Origin of the sequence: Gordonia namibiensis NBRC 108229, from assembly GCF_000298235.1 — a bacterium.
Classification (GTDB): Bacteria; Actinomycetota; Actinomycetes; order Mycobacteriales; family Mycobacteriaceae; genus Gordonia; species Gordonia namibiensis.
Genome location: NZ_BAHE01000016.1, coordinates 1 through 15,962, shown reverse-complemented (window position 1 = coordinate 15,962; position 15,962 = coordinate 1). Strand labels below are relative to the sequence as shown.

Genomic DNA, 15,962 nt, shown 5'->3' with positions numbered 1-15,962 from the left:
CCGCATATGCAACAAGACTCATAAGCACCTTGTTGCATAGTGCGCTGTTGCAGTGTTAGCGTGCTCACATGGCGCTCGAACATGCGATTCTGGTGTCGCTGGCGGAGCGACCCGGCACGGGTTACGAGATCGGTCAGCAGTTCGACCGATCCATCGGTTACTTCTGGTCGGCGACCCACCAGCAGATCTATCGGACGCTCAAGAAGCTCCTCGACGACGGACTGGTCAGCGTCGAGTCGATCAGTCAGGACGGCCGCCCGGACAAGAAGGTCTACACGATCTCCGACACCGGCCGGGATGCGTTGGCGCAGTGGGCGATGAGCCCCACCCCACGGCAATCACTCCGTAGCGACATCGGCGTCAAACTCCGCGCCGCCGAGTTCGGTGACCTCGCCGCCATCATCGGCGAACTCAAGGCCCACCGCGACGAGCACGTCGCACAACTGAAGCTGTTCAAGGGGTTCCAGAAGGATTACTACCCCGAGCCCGACACCCTGACCGGCCGCAAGCTCCACCAGTACCTCGTGCTGCGCGGCGGCATCCGGCAGGAGGAGGGCTACATCGAGTGGTGCGACGAGGTCATCCCGGCACTCGAACGCGAACTCGCCGGCATGTGAACCACCGCCGGTGACTGCACGAACGCCCAAACCAGACAGAGCGATACACGCACCAAGCGTCACGACGACACCGAGATGAAAGGTCGCGCCATGTCAGCCCACACGGCACAACCCAACCCGTATTACCCACACCTGTTCACACCGCTGCAGATCGGCGGCATGACCATCGAGAACCGTCTGGTGATGGGGTCGATGCACACGGGTCTCGAGGATCGTCTCTGGGACACCGACAAGCTCGCCGCCTACTTCGCCGAACGCGCCAAAGGTGGTGCGGGACTGATCATCACGGGTGGTTTCGGCACCAGCCGTACCGGTCTGCTCATGTTCGCGGGCGGCAAGATGACCAACACCCTCGACTGGAAGCGTCATCAGCGCGTCACCAAGGCCGTGCACGACGAGGGCGGCAAGATCGCCATGCAGCTCATCCACGCCGGCCGTTACGGGTACACCCCGTTCAAGGTCGCGCCGGGCAAGGAGCCGTCGCCGATCCACCCGTTCAAGCACCTGCGGATGACCGAGCCGATCATCTGGCACGTCATCAAGACCTTCGGTCAGTCGGCGAAGCTGGCCCGCAAGGCCGGGTACGACGCCGTCGAGATCATGGGCGGCGAGGGATACCTGATCAACCAGTTCCTGTGTCCGCACACCAATGACCGCACCGACAAGTGGGGCGGCAACACCGAGAACCGGCAGCGCTTCCTCGTGGAGGTCATCAAGGAGATCCGCCGTCAGGTTCCCCGCGACTTCCCGATCATCCTGCGTCAGTCGATCGCCGACCTGGTTCGCAAGGGCCAGACGTGGGACGAGATCGCCCTCATGGCACGCAAGGCCGAGGAGCACGGCGTCGACGCGATCAACACCGACATCGGTTGGCACGAGGCCCAGGTCCCCACGATCGTGACCTCGGTCCCCCGTGGTGCCTTCGTGAAGTTCACCGAGCGTCTCCGCGACGAGGTGTCGATCCCGCTGATCGCCGCGAACCGCATCAACACCGCGGAGTTCGCCGAGGAGATCCTCACCAACGGCCGCGTCGACGCCATCCAGATGGCCCGTCCGTTCCTCGCCGACCCCCACCTGGCCAACAAGGCCCGCGAGGGACGCGCCGACGAGATCAACACCTGTATCGGCTGCAACCAGGCCTGCCTCGACCACGCCTTCGTCGGCAAGAAGGTGTCGTGCCTGGTGAACCCGCGTGCGGGGCGTGAGACCACGCTGGTCCTCAGTCCGACGCGCAAAGCCAAGCGCGTGGCGGTCGTCGGCGCCGGACCGGCCGGCCTGTCGGCTGCCGTCTCGAGCGCCGAACGCGGCCACAAGGTGACGCTGTTCGAGGGCGGCGAGTCCATCGGCGGCCAGTTCTCCATCGCCGCCCGCATCCCGGGCAAGGAGGAGTTCAACGAGACGATCCGCTACTTCACCCGCAAGCTCGAGGTCCTCGGCGTCGACGTCCGGCTCAACACCCGGGTCGACGCCGACACCCTCATCGCGGAGAAGTTCGACGACGTCATCGTCGCCACCGGTGTCGTACCGCGCATCCCGAGTTTCCCCGGCGTCGACCATCCGATGGCGATGTCGTACGCCGACGCCGTCCTCGGCCACCGCGAGATCGGCAAGCGGGTCGCCGTCATCGGCGCCGGCGGCATCGGTTTCGACGTCAGCGAGTTCCTCACCACCGACGAGTCGCCGACGCTGAATCTGAAGGAATGGGAACAGGAATGGGGCGTCACCGACGATCCGGAGAAGCCCGGTTTCGTCACCAAACCCCGTCCCCTGCCGCCGGTTCGTCAGGTCTACATGGTGCAGCGCAAGTCCGGTAAGCAGGGCAAGTCGCTCGGCAAGACGACCGGCTGGGTTCACCGCGCCACGATGAAGATGAAGGGCGTCGAGCAGATCAGCGGCGCGACCTACGACAAGATCGACGACCAGGGTCTGCACCTGAGCTTCCGCGACGACGAGGGCAACGTGACCGAGACCCGCCTCCTCGAGGTCGACAACGTGGTCATCTGCGCGGGCCAGGAATCGGTGCGCGAGCTCATCGATCCGCTGACCCTCGCCGGCGTCACCACCCACGTCATCGGCGGCGCCGACTACGCGGGCGAGCTCGACGCCAAGCGGGCGATCCGGCAGGGCACCGAGGTCGCCGCCGGTATCGACTGACCGGGAGAACCAGCTGTCGCTGTGCTCCGGCTCTCCTCGGGCCGGGGCGCAGTGGCCGCTACGATTGCTCCCATGCCGGTACCGCCGCCTTCAGAAACCGCCCGCGCCGTCGTCACCGGGGCCTCCTCCGGTATCGGCCGCGAGCTGGCCCGGGCGCTGGCCGCCCGTGGCCATTCGGTCATCCTCGTCGCCCGTCGTGGCGAACTCCTCGAAGAGCTAGCCGGTGAACTGCGCACGGCGCACAAAGTCGCGGTCGAGGTCCGCGCCGTCGATCTGTCCGACCCGACCAAGGTCGAGGTCCTCGCCGCCGAGTTCGCCGGACGCGAGATCTCGATCCTCTGCAACAACGCCGGCATCGCCACCTTCGGCCCCGTCGCCGAACTCGACGCCGCCTACGAGAAGTCGCAGGTCCTCCTGAACGTCAACGCCGTTCACGACCTCACCCTCGCGGTGCTTCCCCAGATGGTGAAGCGCGGCTCCGGCGGCATCCTCATGGTGGGGTCGGCGGCCGGCAACATGCCCATCCCGAACAACGCCACCTACGCGGCGTCGAAGGCCTTCGTCAACACCTTCAGCGAGTCGCTGCGCGGTGAGGTCTCGTCCCAGGGCGTCCACGTCACGCTGCTCGCGCCCGGGCCCGTCCGCACCCACACGCCGACGCCCGAAGAGGAGTCGATCGTGGACAAGGTCGTCCCCGACTTCCTCTGGCATTCGTCGGCGAAGGTCGCGGAGATGAGCCTGGACGCGTTGGCGCACAACAAGATGCGCGTCGTTCCCGGAACCCTGTCCAAGGCGATGTCAGTGGCCGGCGGCTACACCCCGCGGGCCGTGGTCGCGCCGATCGTCGGCGGGTTCTACCGCAAGTTCAGCGCCGAGTAGGTCTTCGCGCCGAACACTTCTCACCGCTTGCGGCGCCGCCCCGTGCCGAAGATCGCCCGGCTGAACTCGCGTCCCGCGGCGCTGGCCGCCGACCGCAGGAAGCTTTGCATGGGCTTGCTGGTCAGCACCTCGGTGAGGATGCCCGGCTCCTCGGGGACGGGCTTCGGTGCCGGAGTACGTTTCGGAGCCGGCGCGGGAGCGGGTGCCGGAGCCGGGATGGGTGCCGGTGCGGGCGCGTCGGCAGGCTCGCCAGGCGCCAGGGTGTTGGCGGCGAGCATCTCGTAGGCCGACTCGCGGTCGATCGACTGCCCGTACTTCGCGTACAGCGGGCTCGCCTTGGCGGCGGCGGTGATCGCCTCCGCCCCGATGGCATCCATCGACGAACGCGGCGGACGCACGACCGTCCACGCGACGGGGGTCGGCGCACCCTTCTCCGACAGCACCGTCACCACGGCCTCACCGGTACCCAGGGAGGTGAGAACCTGCTCGAGCTTGTAGACCTCCGAGATCGGGTAGGTCTTCACCGTCTTTTTCAGCGCCTTCTGATCGTCAGGGGTGAAGGCGCGTAACGCATGCTGGATGCGGGCGCCGAGCTGCGAGAGCACCTCGTTGGGAATGTCGGTGGGCAGCTGCGAGCAGAAGAACACGCCCACGCCCTTCGAGCGGATCAGCTTGACCGTCTGGACGACCTGGTCGATGAATGCCTTCGACGCGTCGTCGAACAGCAGGTGCGACTCGTCGAAGATGAAGACCAGCTTCGGCTTGTCGAGGTCGCCGACCTCGGGCAGGTACTCGAAGAGGTCGGCCAGGATCCACATGAGGAAGGTCGAGAACAGAACGGGCCGGGAGGCCTGTGCGCCGAGTTCGAAAAGCGTGATGATGCCCCGACCGTCGGCCGCGAGGCGGATGAGGTCGGCGGGTTCGATCTCGGGCTCACCGAAGAACGTGTCGCCGCCGTCTGCCTCGAGATTGGTCAGCGCACGCAGGATCACGCCCGCGGTCTGACGCGAGACCCCGCCGATGTTCTTGAGTTCCTCCTTGCCCTCGTCACTGGTGAGGAAGGCGATCACCGACCGCAGGTCCTTCAGGTCGAGCAGCGGCAGACCCTTCTTGTCGGCCCAGTGGAAGATCAGTCCGAGGGTCGATTCCTGGGTGTCGTTGAGTCCCAACACCTTGGACAGCAGGATCGGGCCGAAGGAAGTGATGGTCGCGCGAATGGGGACGCCGATGCCGGTGTCACCGAGCGAGACGAATTCGACGGGGTGAGCAGCGGGCTGCCAGGAGTCGCCGGTCTGCTGTGCGCGTTCGACGATCTTGTCGTTGCTGATGCCCTCGCGGCTCAGCCCGGAGAGGTCACCCTTGATGTCGGCCATCACCACGGGCACACCGTTGGCGGAGAGCTGTTCGGCCAGCAACTGCAGCGTCTTCGTCTTGCCGGTACCCGTGGCGCCGGCGACGAGGCCGTGCCGGTTCATCATCGCGAGCGGGATGCGCACCGAAGCGGTGGCGTCGACCTGGCCGTTCACCGACACCGTCCCGAGTTCGAGAGAGGTGGAGGTGAAGGCATAGCCGGCGGCGATGGTCTGAGCAGGGCTGAGGGCTTCGGTCACGAGGACACAATAGCCCGCGGTGTACCGCTGTTCTCCGTCTGACGCGGGCCTGTCGTGGCGGTTGGCTAAGGTTGTCGGGTGCAGGACAAACTGGTGTGGATCGATTGCGAGATGACCGGCCTCCGACTCGAGTCGGACAAGTTGATCGAGATCGCGGCCCTGGTCACCGACGGTGACCTCAACATCCTGGGTGACGGCGTCGACGTCGTCATCCACGCCGACGACGAGGCTCTCGCGTCGATGCCGGACGTCGTGACCAAGATGCATGCCGATTCCGGCCTTACCGAAGAGGTACGCGCGTCCACCGTCACGCTCGCCGAGGCGGAGAAGATGGTGCTCGACTACATCCGTAAACACGTGACGACGCCCGGCGCCGTCCCGCTGGCCGGCAACTCGATCGCCACCGACCGCGGCTTCATCGCCCGCGACATGCCCGAACTCGACGCCTACCTGCACTACCGCATGGTCGACGTCAGTTCGATCAAGGAACTGGCCCGACGCTGGTTCCCGAAGGTGTACTTCGGTCAGCCCGACAAGGGACTCGCCCATCGCGCCCTCGCCGACATCCGCGAGTCGATCCGCGAGCTCCGTTACTACCGTGCGGCGGCCTTCGTACCGGCACCAGGCCCCGACGTCGATGCTCTCGCGAAAATCGTCGAGGATCTCGGACCCGCCTGAAAACGCAGGTCAGATAACCGATTGGAGTTCTGCGGCATCTACCCGCTAGAGTGTTCTTGGCTCTGAGGCCAAGTGCGAAAGCACAGGTTTCCGACGCCGATGGTGGATGTAGTTCAGTTGGTAGAGCACCAGGTTGTGATCCTGGCTGTCGCGGGTTCGAGTCCCGTCATCCACCCCGACGAGTGGGAGGTCCGAATTTCGGACCTCCCACTTTTCGTTTCCCGGTGTCGATCGCCCGAACCCGCGACACCGCCTCGGCCGTCGCCGATAATGGAACCTCCTGCGAGGAGGTCCCTGTGCGTCGAACCGTTCCCGTTATCTGCGCGACCGCCATCGCCTGCGGCTTGGCCACCGCGGCTCCGGCGAGCGCCGTCAACGTCCTGTACACGGTCGAATCCGACGCCCCGAACGTCTCGATCGCCTGGGCTCCTGGGTACTGGCAGGACTACACGCTCGAGTACTCGAATCTCGCCGGCCGGTACTCGTTGACGCTGAACACCTCGCCCGTCTCGACGCCGGACCACTTGTTCGTCGCCGCGAGGGGTTCGGGGAAGCTGCACTGCCGGATCCGGGTGGGCGGCGAGGTCGTCGTTGCTGACAACGACGCGTCGGTCGTCGTCTGCCGGGCTTAGCGAACACGACCCGCTGCACGATGAGTTCGGTGGGCAGCGTTCGACGTGTTCCCGCGTCCACCCGTGCGTCACCACGGCGGGAACCACTCCAGTCCGAGTCTCTCCGCACAGCCGAATCCGCGCCACGGTCAGATGAACGAAGCGCAGGCGCGAACCAGTCGTGTTATCAAACTGTCATGACCAGCACAGCCCGTCGAGGCTTCACTCGCGCAAGCGATCTCAGGCAGTCCGCTCCAGCGACTGCCGCCGCACCCCAACCGATCCGCCGTAACACCAACGTGTGCGCAATCATCAGCCTGCTCTGTGCACTGTTCGTTCTGGCGCTGCCTGCTGTCGTCTTCGGCGCCATCGGCCTCTCAGAAACCCGGCGTCGAGACCACGAAGACGGCTCGCTCCTAGCCGCGTGGGGACTCGGACTCGGCATTGTCGAACTCGCCCTGGTGGTAATTGTGTTTAGCAGCACGTTTTTCGCGGGCGTATTCTCCTAGCAACGAAGGGTGAGGGTCCCTGAAGCCCCGCCACCGGCCAACATTTGCGATGCAGCGACCTTCCACTCGGGGATTCTCACCCTCCGCCCGCTTTGTCTGTCCTGCAGCGGACGTCGTCCTAACCCTGGGGTGTCCCGACAACGAAGAAATCCCCCGTCACGAGGGCTGGAGATGCTCGACCTGTTGGCGTCGAACACCGCACTCGACCGCTACCGTCCGTTCCATGTCGCGCGGGCACTCACGCTCGCGGAGCTCGACGATCACGACGGTGCGGCCGCCGCCTACCGACGCGCACTCGAGTTACCCGGCAACGACGCCGAAGACGACTATCTCGCAAGCGCTCTCGCCGGATTGACTCAGGACTCCTGACACGAAAGATCCCGTTGCGTTTTGTCCCGGGTTACGGGACAAAACGCAACGGGATGTTTAACCGGTTACTCCTCGTCCGAGGGATCAGACGCGGACTCGCCGGAACTCGACCGTGCCCGACTCTTCTTCTCCGGAGTGGGCACCGGGTCGGAGTCCTCGGCTTCTGCGGCGGGCGCCTCCGCCGCGGGTGCATCCTCGGTCGGGGCCACTTCCGGTTCGCTGGTCTCCGGCGCGACGGCGACGGGCGCGGGCGTGGACGTCGTCGAGGTGACCGGCACCTCGGGGTCCGGCAGGACGAACGTGAATCCCGCTGTGCCCTCGGGCTTCCAGATCGCCTTGCCTGCCGCGCCGGGCGCGGTGAACGTCACCCAGCCGGTGTAGGTCTGGCCCGGCGCCAGCTGGTCCGGCAGCTCCGGCCCCTCGTTCGGTGCCTGCCCGGGTGCCTGTTGCACTCCCCCGACCATCGGGGCGAAGTCATCCCAGTCGATCGACGACAATCGTCCGTCGTCGTCGGTATCCGACGTTGTCACGGACATCTTCACCGCAACTGTCGCCGGTGCACCGTCCGAAGGAGCCGTGGACTCGACCTTCTGAATCGTCGCCGTACCGAGGTCGGTTCCGTCGGTCGCAGTCACCGGGAACCGTTCCCCGACATCGACGTCGGTCGGTGTCGTCGGACCCTGCTTTAAGGCCGGTGCGTCAGCAGCTTCGCTCTCGGAAGAGCTTGCCGACGAGGCACTCTCGAATTCAGAACTCTTAGAAGCCGAACTCTCGGAGCCCTCCGACTCGGAGCTCTCTGCCGCCGAGCTCTCCGCGGACTCGGACGGCGTGGTGCTCTCCGAGGAGGGAGCAAGGCGCGCCGCCATCCCCGCAGCGAGGTTTTGGACGGATGCACTCGGAAGCGAGGGCCCGATACCGCATTCCGCGCGGACAAACTGGATACTTACAGTCCAGACCGTGTTGTACGGCCACAACGAATTCCGAATGTCGAGGTCGAGAATCAGGGTCGACAGCGCCGTCTTGGCAGTCGTGGTGATAATGCTATGGAAGGTGCCCACAACGTCGTACCCAACCGCATAGTCGGTGAATGTGTAGGACTGGTTGGGAGCCGGCATCGGGTAGTTGTTGTTCGAGCCCACACCGATATAGATGTCGCCGCCGGTCGGAGGGGTGGCCGTTGGTGTGACGGTCCCGCCGTAGTTCGTCGACGTGCAGTTGACCGAGGCTGTGTACACGTTCTCTTTAGTGTCCAGGACGGACACGATCGAACTGAATGGATCAAGCCAGTTCGGTGTCGGGGAGGCCCTCAGGTCCCGGGCCCAGGACTTCGCACTCGCGGTGATGTTAGTACCGCTCCGAGAGAAGATCGCCTCCGAACGCCCTCTGGCAGCCACCATCCCGACACCGAAGAAGCCACTACCGCTGGACTTGGAGGTGTAGGTGGTGGCACCGGGCGTCAAGGTGGTCCCCGGGTTGGCAAATGTACGCGTCGCTGTCGTGGCCTCCCACGTGTCACCGCTGATGAGTCGCTGGTTCCTGGCGTGCGCGGTGATCGACCGCGCGTAGCCGTCTGTTGCCGGCGCGAGGCCGAATGTCGACGTACCCCACACTTTGTCGTTCCAGGCCGCGAGGACGCCGGTGGCCTGCGCGAGTACACCGACGATCGCGACTACGCCGACGACGGCGATCAGGATCTTGCTGCGCTTGGTGAGGTTCATACTTGCCGTGTATCTCTATGAGTAGCGGAGGAAATGGAGGTCAGGGGCGAGAGGGATCGGTCATCTCTTCTTTGCGACGGCCTGCGCTCGACTTCGGCCAGAAGGCCCAGAGCACGAGTAGTGCGGCGCCAAGCGTGATGGAACCGAGCACATACGGGTTGGAGAGCCAAACGATCTGCTTCGCGAGACCCGGTGCATGCCAGACGACTTTGCGTACCTGACCGACGCGGTAGGGCTCCGGGTCCGGGTTCGGGTTCGCGTCGCCCTGCATCTCGATGAGGGCCTCGCCAGCACCGAGTTGCTTCACGGCGATCGCCCGGTGAGTGATCGGCTTCAGACCGACCCCGCGGTCGACGGTGATGATGTCGCCGACCTTCACCTCGGTCGCCGGGATCTCGTGCACGACAGCGATGGAACCCTGCGGGATTGTCGGATCCATCGAGCCGGTCTTGAACATGATGATTGTGTAATTGCCCACGAATGCAAGCACTGTCAGTGCGATGCACAGCACGCCGAACACTGCGAGGATGTTGAGCCCCCAGTCGACGAGTTTGCTGCCGAGAGACCGTGTGGCAGCCCATGCTGCCTGCGACTCGGCGGTCGCCGATGCTGCAGCGGCAGCGTCGACCGGCGGTAGCGGGTGGACCATGGGGATTGGGATGGTCGGCGCGTCCGACGCCGGGACGTAGCTTCGGGGGGCCGACGTCCACATAGGTGGCTGCGACGACGGGACGACCTTGATCGGGGTGGTGACGGTCCACGAATCCCGAATCGGCGGCGCCTCAGCCTGGTCGGGTCCTGGTTTCGCGGTCGTCGTCATCGTATGTCTCTCTGACTTGAGGGTGGTGCGGGACTCGGTCTGCGGCGACGTCGGCCCCGGAGACGAGGTGCCGGCCCGGCGGCGGTCGGGTGGGGGAAAACCGCCGCCGGACCAGGATCAAGAGGTCACTCGACGCTCTGGGCCTTCATCTCCCAGATCGCGGTCACGGAGTCGTTGGTGATCAGGTTCGGGTTGGCGTTGGCCGGCAGAGTCACCTCGAAGTCGAGCTTCTTGGTCTGCCCCGCGGGAACCGTGAAGGTGCTCGCGGTGCCCGTCGCGCTCAGCGGCTGGTTGTTCACGATGGACGTGGGACCATCCTTGATGGTCACGCGCAGGGCCTGGCCGAGGCTGTTACCGGCGCCCGTCGCGGGTTGGATGGAGATGCTGGCAGCCATGTGGCCCCTGGTCTCCTTGAGCCAGAACGAACCCTTCGCGGTCTCGCCGGGCATCAGGTTCCCGGCGTCGACCTGAGGGTCGACGGTGAATGCGATCGCGCCGCCCGGGCTCGTCTCGTACTCGGTGAAGGTCGTGCCATCGATACTCCCCTGCACGTTCCACGCGGTGTCGCCGATACCGAACTCGCCGGCACCGAAGACGGTGTCGTTCCACGCGGCGAGCGTGACCACGGCGCCGACACCGAGGACCGCACCGGAGGCGAGGATCGCCTTGCGCTTGCGGCTCTTGCGGTTGCGCTCTTCGTCGGTCAGGGGGGCGCTGGTGGGGGTCTGGTTGTTGGTCATCTTCCGTCCATCAATCTGCGGGGGCGTAGCTCATTGCTACTCACGAGTAATTTAGATTGTTTTGCGCTTTTTGTTACCAGTTCTTGCAGATCAATCGTGTGAAGTGACTCACCGCCTTTTGGTCATATGTACCGATTTTCTGGATACGGCCGTTGTCTTATTTGTAGACCGATCGGACTATTTCTTCGATGGTCGTTCGACCCACTTCGTTAGTGTCCCGAAATTTACGACAATGACCATTGCGATAATGACAATAAGCATTGTTATTCAAGACAATGATCATTGATATTTCGACAACAGTTATTGGTAAACCCGGCCGAACTGTCGACTACTCGGAGTCGCGCTCCACCTCGGCGCCGGCCTTGTTGATGGTGTCCGTCAGCCACAGCCCGAGCCAGGAGATCGCGCTTCGGCCCGCCTCGTCGACGACGAGCTTGGCGTAGTTGGTGTGCGAGTTGCCGGAGTAAAAGTCAGTCCTTGGCCGTGACGGCGTCACGGATCAGCGACGCGGGGTCGGCGACGGCCTGCTTCGCGACGATCCCGGCCAGCTCCTTGCCGAGCTCCTTGAACTCGGGCGAGATCAGTTCGGACAACACCCCGGTGCCCTTCTCTTCCCCCTCGTCCCCGTCGTCGGAGACATCGACAGTCGTATCCGCCACCAGTGAGGCGAGCTCCCTGCCCAACTCGAGAACCTCCTCGGCCGAGACGTCGGTGTCCGGGAGCGACGCGGCTCCGACGCGAGCACCGACCGACCCCGCCGCCGTCCAGGTCAGCTCCTGGACCTCCCCGACCAGATCCGCGGTCCGTTCGATGTCCACCCGGTCGAGCACACGGCAGATCGAGGCACCGACCTTGGCGAGGCCCGTCTGGTCCGGGATGAGGTCGAGGATGCGGGCGGTCTTCGCGTAGTCCACCGTGTCCGCGAGCTTCACGAACGGCCTCAGCTGAGTGTTCACCCGCCCCGCGACCTTGTGGGCTGACCGAAGGTCTCCGACCCCGATGAGCTGCGGCAATCGACCGATATCGGCACCCAGACCGGCGTAGTCGATCCTGGCGATCGCGCCGATGACGTCGATCGCGGTCTCGACGGCCTCCGCCACCTCTTCCGCCCCCTCACTGAGGACGGTGCCGATCTTGCCCAGGACAGGATGGCGCCGTTTGTCGATGGAGCAGTAGAGGTCGGAGGGGGCGCAGATGCTCGTGACCTTCCCGGACAGCTTGCCCATCCCCTCGGGGCGCGGATCGGCGATCCCGATTCCGCGCGGCTTCGGACCCACGGTCTTCTGGCCGGCCGTTCCGTTGCCAGGGTCGGCGAGGAGGCCGACCGCGAGCACCTTGTCCGCTGGGATCGGGCCGTCGCCGTTGCCGATCGCTGCGGCGAGATCTCCCGCCGCATCCGCACCCTGGCTGTAGCCACTGATCGTGAACTTCAGGTCGGGGTCGGCTTCCGCCCGGTCGGCGAGCACCTTCGAGGCGTTCGCGATCGCGGTGGCCTTGCTGTCCGCGTACGTCCGCCCGTTGTCGAAGGCGCGGGCCATGTACGGGAGGAAGTAGATGGTCGCCGAGCCGCCGTGTGTCCGCGAGATCGAGTCAGCCACCCCCGCCAGCGCGCCGGTTGCATGGGTGGGATCAGCAGCCGCATCCGTTTCCCAGGTCCCGGGAATGAAGAGATTGAACGTGGGAACCGTCGGAGCCGGGGCGGCAACGCCGGCACCGGCACCACCGAATGCGGTTGCCGCAACACTCGCAGTGAGCGCTATTCCGCCGAGACCGATTGCCCATTGGCGAGCAGATCGGGAGAGGCCGGACTGAGACGAATCACCGATTGAGTCGCACGCATGGCGCGGCTTACGTGCAGAGGAAGAGTATTTCATGAGGGGATGTCACAAATCTTCACATCGTTGGGGGGATGAAACAACGGGCGCGAATGGAGGGGACTTTCGTCCCCCTTTTCCTTGCCGTTGTTACTTGCCAGTAGATATGAATATTCGACTATTCCGGGGCGATTTCAAGAATCCGCGAAACTACTTTCGACGCGCATTAGGACCCGATCCATATACGATCCTCAATACCGTTGCGGCACAATGCTTTTCAGACGATGATGCCGGTAAGGCCGTCTTGGACAGATGACCCTGTGTGAGTGAGATCACCAGCGTGATGTCGCCGTTCTCGATGACAAACCCTCAGTGGCGCTCCTTCGCAGACACCACCGGGGCTCGGAACCGCCTGGCGACAGCGAGTCCGAGCCCTCGAGACGCCAGGCGTCAGTCACCAGATCGCAGTCATCGTGGCGCTTGTCGATCGGGAGACAGATCGAGCCGCCGGAGCAGTTGGGCATTGAGCGCGACGACAACCGTCGACACCGACATCAAGATCGCACCGACGCTCATCGGCAACACGAATCCGATCGGCGCCAACACACCGGCGGCAAGTGGGACCGAGATCAGGTTGTACCCGGCCGCCCACCACAGGTTCTGCACCATCTTCCGGTAGCTCGCCCGCGACAACTCGATCACCGAGAGCACCGACCGCGGGTCCGAGGACGCCAGGATCACACCTGCGGAGGCGATGGCGACGTCGGTACCGGCTCCGATGGCGATGCCAACATCGGCCTGCGCGAGTGCCGGCGCATCATTCACCCCGTCACCCACCATCGCGACCCGCTTTCCCTCGCGCTGCAGTTCGGCCACCTTTTCGGCTTTGTCCTCCGGACGGACCCCGGCGTAGACGCGGTCGATCCCCAGCTCCCGTGCCACATCCTCGGCCACCGCCCGCGCGTCCCCGGTGACCATCACGGTCTCGACCCCCCGGCGCCGGAGACCGTCGACCGTCTCGCGCGACTCCGGTCGCACCTCGTCGGTCAGCGCCAAGGCGCCGACGACCTCACCGTCGGCGAGCACATGAAGAATGATCGACCCCTCGTCGCGCCAAGTCCCGGCGATCGGGAGCCCTGAAACACCCTGCGTGTCGAGCAATCTCGGCCCGCCCACCGCGACGGACATCCCGTTGACGCGCGCCGAGACACCCACCGCAGGCGACGAGGTGAAGTCCTGCGCCGCCGACACCTTCAGGTCCCGACGCCGGGCGGCCTCGACGATCGCAACCGCGAGCGGATGCTCGCTGTCCGCCTCCGCCGACGCGGCCAGCGCCAGCACCTCGTCCGATGTACGGCCGCCCGCCGGTTCGACGGCAAGGACCGTCGGAGCGCCACGGGTCAGCGTCCCGGTCTTGTCGAAGAGCACGGCGTCGACCGACCGCATCGTCTCGAGGGCGAGCCTGTCGGAGATCAGCACTCCCCCACGCGCCGCACGCTCGGTCGCGATCGACACCACCAACGGGATGGCGAGACCGAGAGCGTGCGGGCAGGCGATGACGAGCACCGTGATCACCCGGACCACGGCCGAGTCCGGCATGCCCACCGAGGTCCAGACGACTGCAGTGATAGCCGCCGAGACGACGGCGAACCAGAAGAGCCACCCGGCGGCGCGGTCGGCAAGACGTTGAGCCCGCGACGACGAGGCCTGCGCCTGGGCGACGAGCCGCTCGATGCCGGCCAGCGCGGTGTCCTCGCCGATCGCGGTGACCCGGACACGGACCGCGGAATCCGTGGCTACGGTCCCCGCAACCACGCGATCCCCGACCGATCGTCGGACCGGCCGCGACTCACCGGTGATCATCGACTCGTCTAAATCCGTCGTGCCGTCGACGACTTCCCCGTCGGCCGGGATCGCTGCACCGGGGCGGACCAGCACCACGTCGCCCACCTCCAGTTCGGAGACCGGGACGGTAACCGTTCCGGCACCGTCGACCTTCTCCGCCTCGTCGGGCAGCAACGCGGCCAGTGAGTCGAGGGCGGATGTCGTCTGGGCCAGCGCCCGCATCTCGACCCAGTGTCCCAACAGCATGATCACGACGAGGAGTGCCAGCTCCCACCAGAAGTTCAGCTCGCTGTCCAACAACCCGAGACTCGCACCCCACGACGCGACGAAGGCAACAGTGATGGCCAGCCCGATGAGCAGCATCATCCCCGGGGCGCGGGACCGACTTTCCGCGACCGCACCGGTGAGGAACGGCCGGCCACCCCAGACGTAGATGACCGTGCCCAGTACCGGCGAGATCCACGCGACCCACCCGTGGTGAGGGAGCGAATAGCCGATCAGGTGGGCGAACATCTCGTTGAACGCCACCGTCGGGATGGCCAGTACCGACATGATCCAGAACAGTCGGCGGAACCGGCCGACGTGGTCGGCGTGACCGCCGTGTTCGCCACCAGCATGCTGGTGACCTTCGTGCGTACCCGTGTCGTGCCCGTGATGGGTCGATGTAGCACTCATGCGTCCGACTATATACCCCCTACCCGTATACCGTAAGAAGCAATATGGGCAGAGTCGGGCCCAGCACCCCAACCCCGACAACGGCAGCCCCTTATCAGACGCCACCGACAAGTTCGGCGACCGATTGTTTTTCGATACTCGTTGCGCGTCAACAGGTTTGCGAGTAAAGTCGAACATACATTCGCACAACGGCATCGGGGGGTGACCGTCTTGACCGAGATCTCGCAGTCCGGTGCCCCGGTTTCGCGCGCGTCTGAACTCGTGCAGGAATTGCACCGGATCACCGCCGAACTGCAGACCGCCGATCTGACGCAGTGCTCCGATTCCGAACTCGTCGACGTCGCGGCCGAAACCGAACGTGCCATCGCGCGACTGAGTTTCGCCGGTGACCGCCAGATCGTCGAGGCCACCGAACGAGACCTGCCCCACAAGACCGGCCACCGCAGCGTCATCCAGTTCATGACCCACCGTCTGCGCGTGGCCGAACCGATCCGACGCCGCAACCAGATGTCGGCCACCGCAAGCTTTTCCAGCCACACCGGCGAGCAGCTGCCACCGCAGTATCCCGCCCTGGCGGAGGCGTTCGCCGGTGGTCGCGTCGGGCCTGCGCACGTGCGAGCGGTCGTCGAGGTGCTCGAGCAGATCCCCCACGCCGTCGACTACGACATCAAAGTCGCCGCCGAACGACACATGGCCGAGATCGCCGTCGACCACACCCCCGCCGACATCACCGCCCTCGGCGCACGCCTGCTGGCTCACCTCGATCCCGACGGCACACTCGCCGACGACACCGACCGCAAACGCCGCCGCAACCTGAGCATCCACCGCCAACGCGCCGACGGCACCGCCAAAATGACCGCCAACCTCACCCCCGAACTCCTCGCCCGGGTCACGATGCTGCTTGCTGTGTGGGCCACACCCGG

The 15,962-nt window shown here is 65.3% G+C and carries 14 protein-coding genes, 1 tRNA gene and 1 pseudogene; 9 read left to right on the top strand and 7 right to left on the bottom strand.

Going from position 1 to position 15,962, the window contains the following annotated elements:
- Positions 1 to 68: 68 nt before the first annotated feature.
- From GONAM_RS10365 to cmrA, 3 genes are all read left to right on the top strand, one after another.
- On the top strand, positions 69 to 617 hold the full coding sequence (locus GONAM_RS10365; RefSeq protein ID WP_006866719.1) for a PadR family transcriptional regulator: 549 nt from the start codon (positions 69 to 71) through the stop codon (positions 615 to 617).
- Positions 618 to 707: 90 nt separating this feature from the next.
- Positions 708 to 2,771 (top strand): NADPH-dependent 2,4-dienoyl-CoA reductase, encoded by a 2,064-nt coding sequence (locus tag GONAM_RS10360; protein ID WP_006866718.1) that lies wholly within the window; start codon positions 708 to 710, stop codon positions 2,769 to 2,771.
- A gap of 72 nt (positions 2,772 to 2,843) precedes the next feature.
- The gene (gene cmrA, locus GONAM_RS10355; RefSeq protein ID WP_006866717.1) at positions 2,844 to 3,650 is read left to right on the top strand and encodes a mycolate reductase; all 807 of its coding nucleotides are present in this window, start codon (positions 2,844 to 2,846) and stop codon (positions 3,648 to 3,650) included.
- 20 nt (positions 3,651 to 3,670) lie between these two features.
- Here the strand turns inward: cmrA and GONAM_RS10350 are convergent, their stop codons facing one another.
- Positions 3,671 to 5,260, bottom strand: a complete 1,590-nt coding sequence (locus GONAM_RS10350; protein WP_006866716.1) for a helicase HerA-like domain-containing protein — start codon at positions 5,258 to 5,260, stop codon at positions 3,671 to 3,673.
- A gap of 78 nt (positions 5,261 to 5,338) precedes the next feature.
- On the opposite strand from GONAM_RS10350, the gene orn reads away from it, so the two are divergent.
- The 5 genes and pseudogenes from orn to GONAM_RS10325 all read left to right on the top strand — a co-directional run.
- Positions 5,339 to 5,938, top strand: coding sequence for an oligoribonuclease (orn, locus tag GONAM_RS10345; protein WP_006866715.1), 600 nt, complete (start codon positions 5,339 to 5,341; stop codon positions 5,936 to 5,938).
- 102 nt (positions 5,939 to 6,040) lie between these two features.
- Positions 6,041 to 6,113 (top strand) — tRNA-His (locus tag GONAM_RS10340).
- Positions 6,114 to 6,234: 121 nt separating this feature from the next.
- The gene (locus tag GONAM_RS22200) at positions 6,235 to 6,570 is read left to right on the top strand and encodes a hypothetical protein (protein ID WP_006866714.1); all 336 of its coding nucleotides are present in this window, start codon (positions 6,235 to 6,237) and stop codon (positions 6,568 to 6,570) included.
- Positions 6,571 to 6,746: 176 nt separating this feature from the next.
- Positions 6,747 to 7,058 carry a DUF4190 domain-containing protein gene (locus tag GONAM_RS10330; protein WP_006866713.1) on the top strand — a complete coding sequence of 104 codons (312 nt, stop codon included), beginning with the start codon at positions 6,747 to 6,749 and terminating at the stop codon, positions 7,056 to 7,058.
- A 153-nt stretch (positions 7,059 to 7,211) separates the two neighbouring features.
- Positions 7,212 to 7,427 (top strand): annotated as a pseudogene (locus tag GONAM_RS10325) (RNA polymerase sigma factor); the annotation flags it as partial.
- A 65-nt stretch (positions 7,428 to 7,492) separates the two neighbouring features.
- Here GONAM_RS10325 and GONAM_RS10320 read toward each other — a convergent pair.
- The 6 genes from GONAM_RS10320 to GONAM_RS10300 all read right to left on the bottom strand — a co-directional run bounded on the left by GONAM_RS10320 (position 7,493) and on the right by GONAM_RS10300 (position 15,039).
- Positions 7,493 to 9,145: a hypothetical protein gene (locus GONAM_RS10320; protein WP_006866711.1), complete on the bottom strand. Its 1,653-nt coding sequence runs from the start codon at positions 9,143 to 9,145 to the stop codon at positions 7,493 to 7,495.
- 40 nt (positions 9,146 to 9,185) lie between these two features.
- Positions 9,186 to 9,665 (bottom strand): signal peptidase I, encoded by a 480-nt coding sequence (locus tag GONAM_RS10315; protein WP_245548603.1) that lies wholly within the window; start codon positions 9,663 to 9,665, stop codon positions 9,186 to 9,188.
- A 425-nt stretch (positions 9,666 to 10,090) separates the two neighbouring features.
- Entirely contained in the window at positions 10,091 to 10,705 is a 615-nt protein-coding gene (locus GONAM_RS10310; protein ID WP_006866709.1) for a SipW-dependent-type signal peptide-containing protein, read from the bottom strand.
- Between the two features lie 328 nt (positions 10,706 to 11,033).
- Positions 11,034 to 11,201 carry a hypothetical protein gene (locus GONAM_RS22940; RefSeq protein WP_006866708.1) on the bottom strand — a complete coding sequence of 56 codons (168 nt, stop codon included), beginning with the start codon at positions 11,199 to 11,201 and terminating at the stop codon, positions 11,034 to 11,036.
- Positions 11,176 to 12,243, bottom strand: coding sequence for a cutinase family protein (locus GONAM_RS10305; protein WP_369403358.1), 1,068 nt, complete (start codon positions 12,241 to 12,243; stop codon positions 11,176 to 11,178). Before GONAM_RS10305 ends, GONAM_RS22940 begins: the two co-directional genes overlap by 26 nt.
- Positions 12,244 to 12,987: 744 nt before the next feature.
- Positions 12,988 to 15,039, bottom strand: coding sequence for a heavy metal translocating P-type ATPase (locus tag GONAM_RS10300; protein WP_245548602.1), 2,052 nt, complete (start codon positions 15,037 to 15,039; stop codon positions 12,988 to 12,990).
- Between the two features lie 201 nt (positions 15,040 to 15,240).
- Here GONAM_RS10300 and GONAM_RS10295 point away from each other — a divergent pair.
- Positions 15,241 to 15,962 (top strand): DUF222 domain-containing protein (locus GONAM_RS10295; RefSeq protein WP_040536013.1); only part of this gene is annotated, 722 nt, incomplete at its 3' end.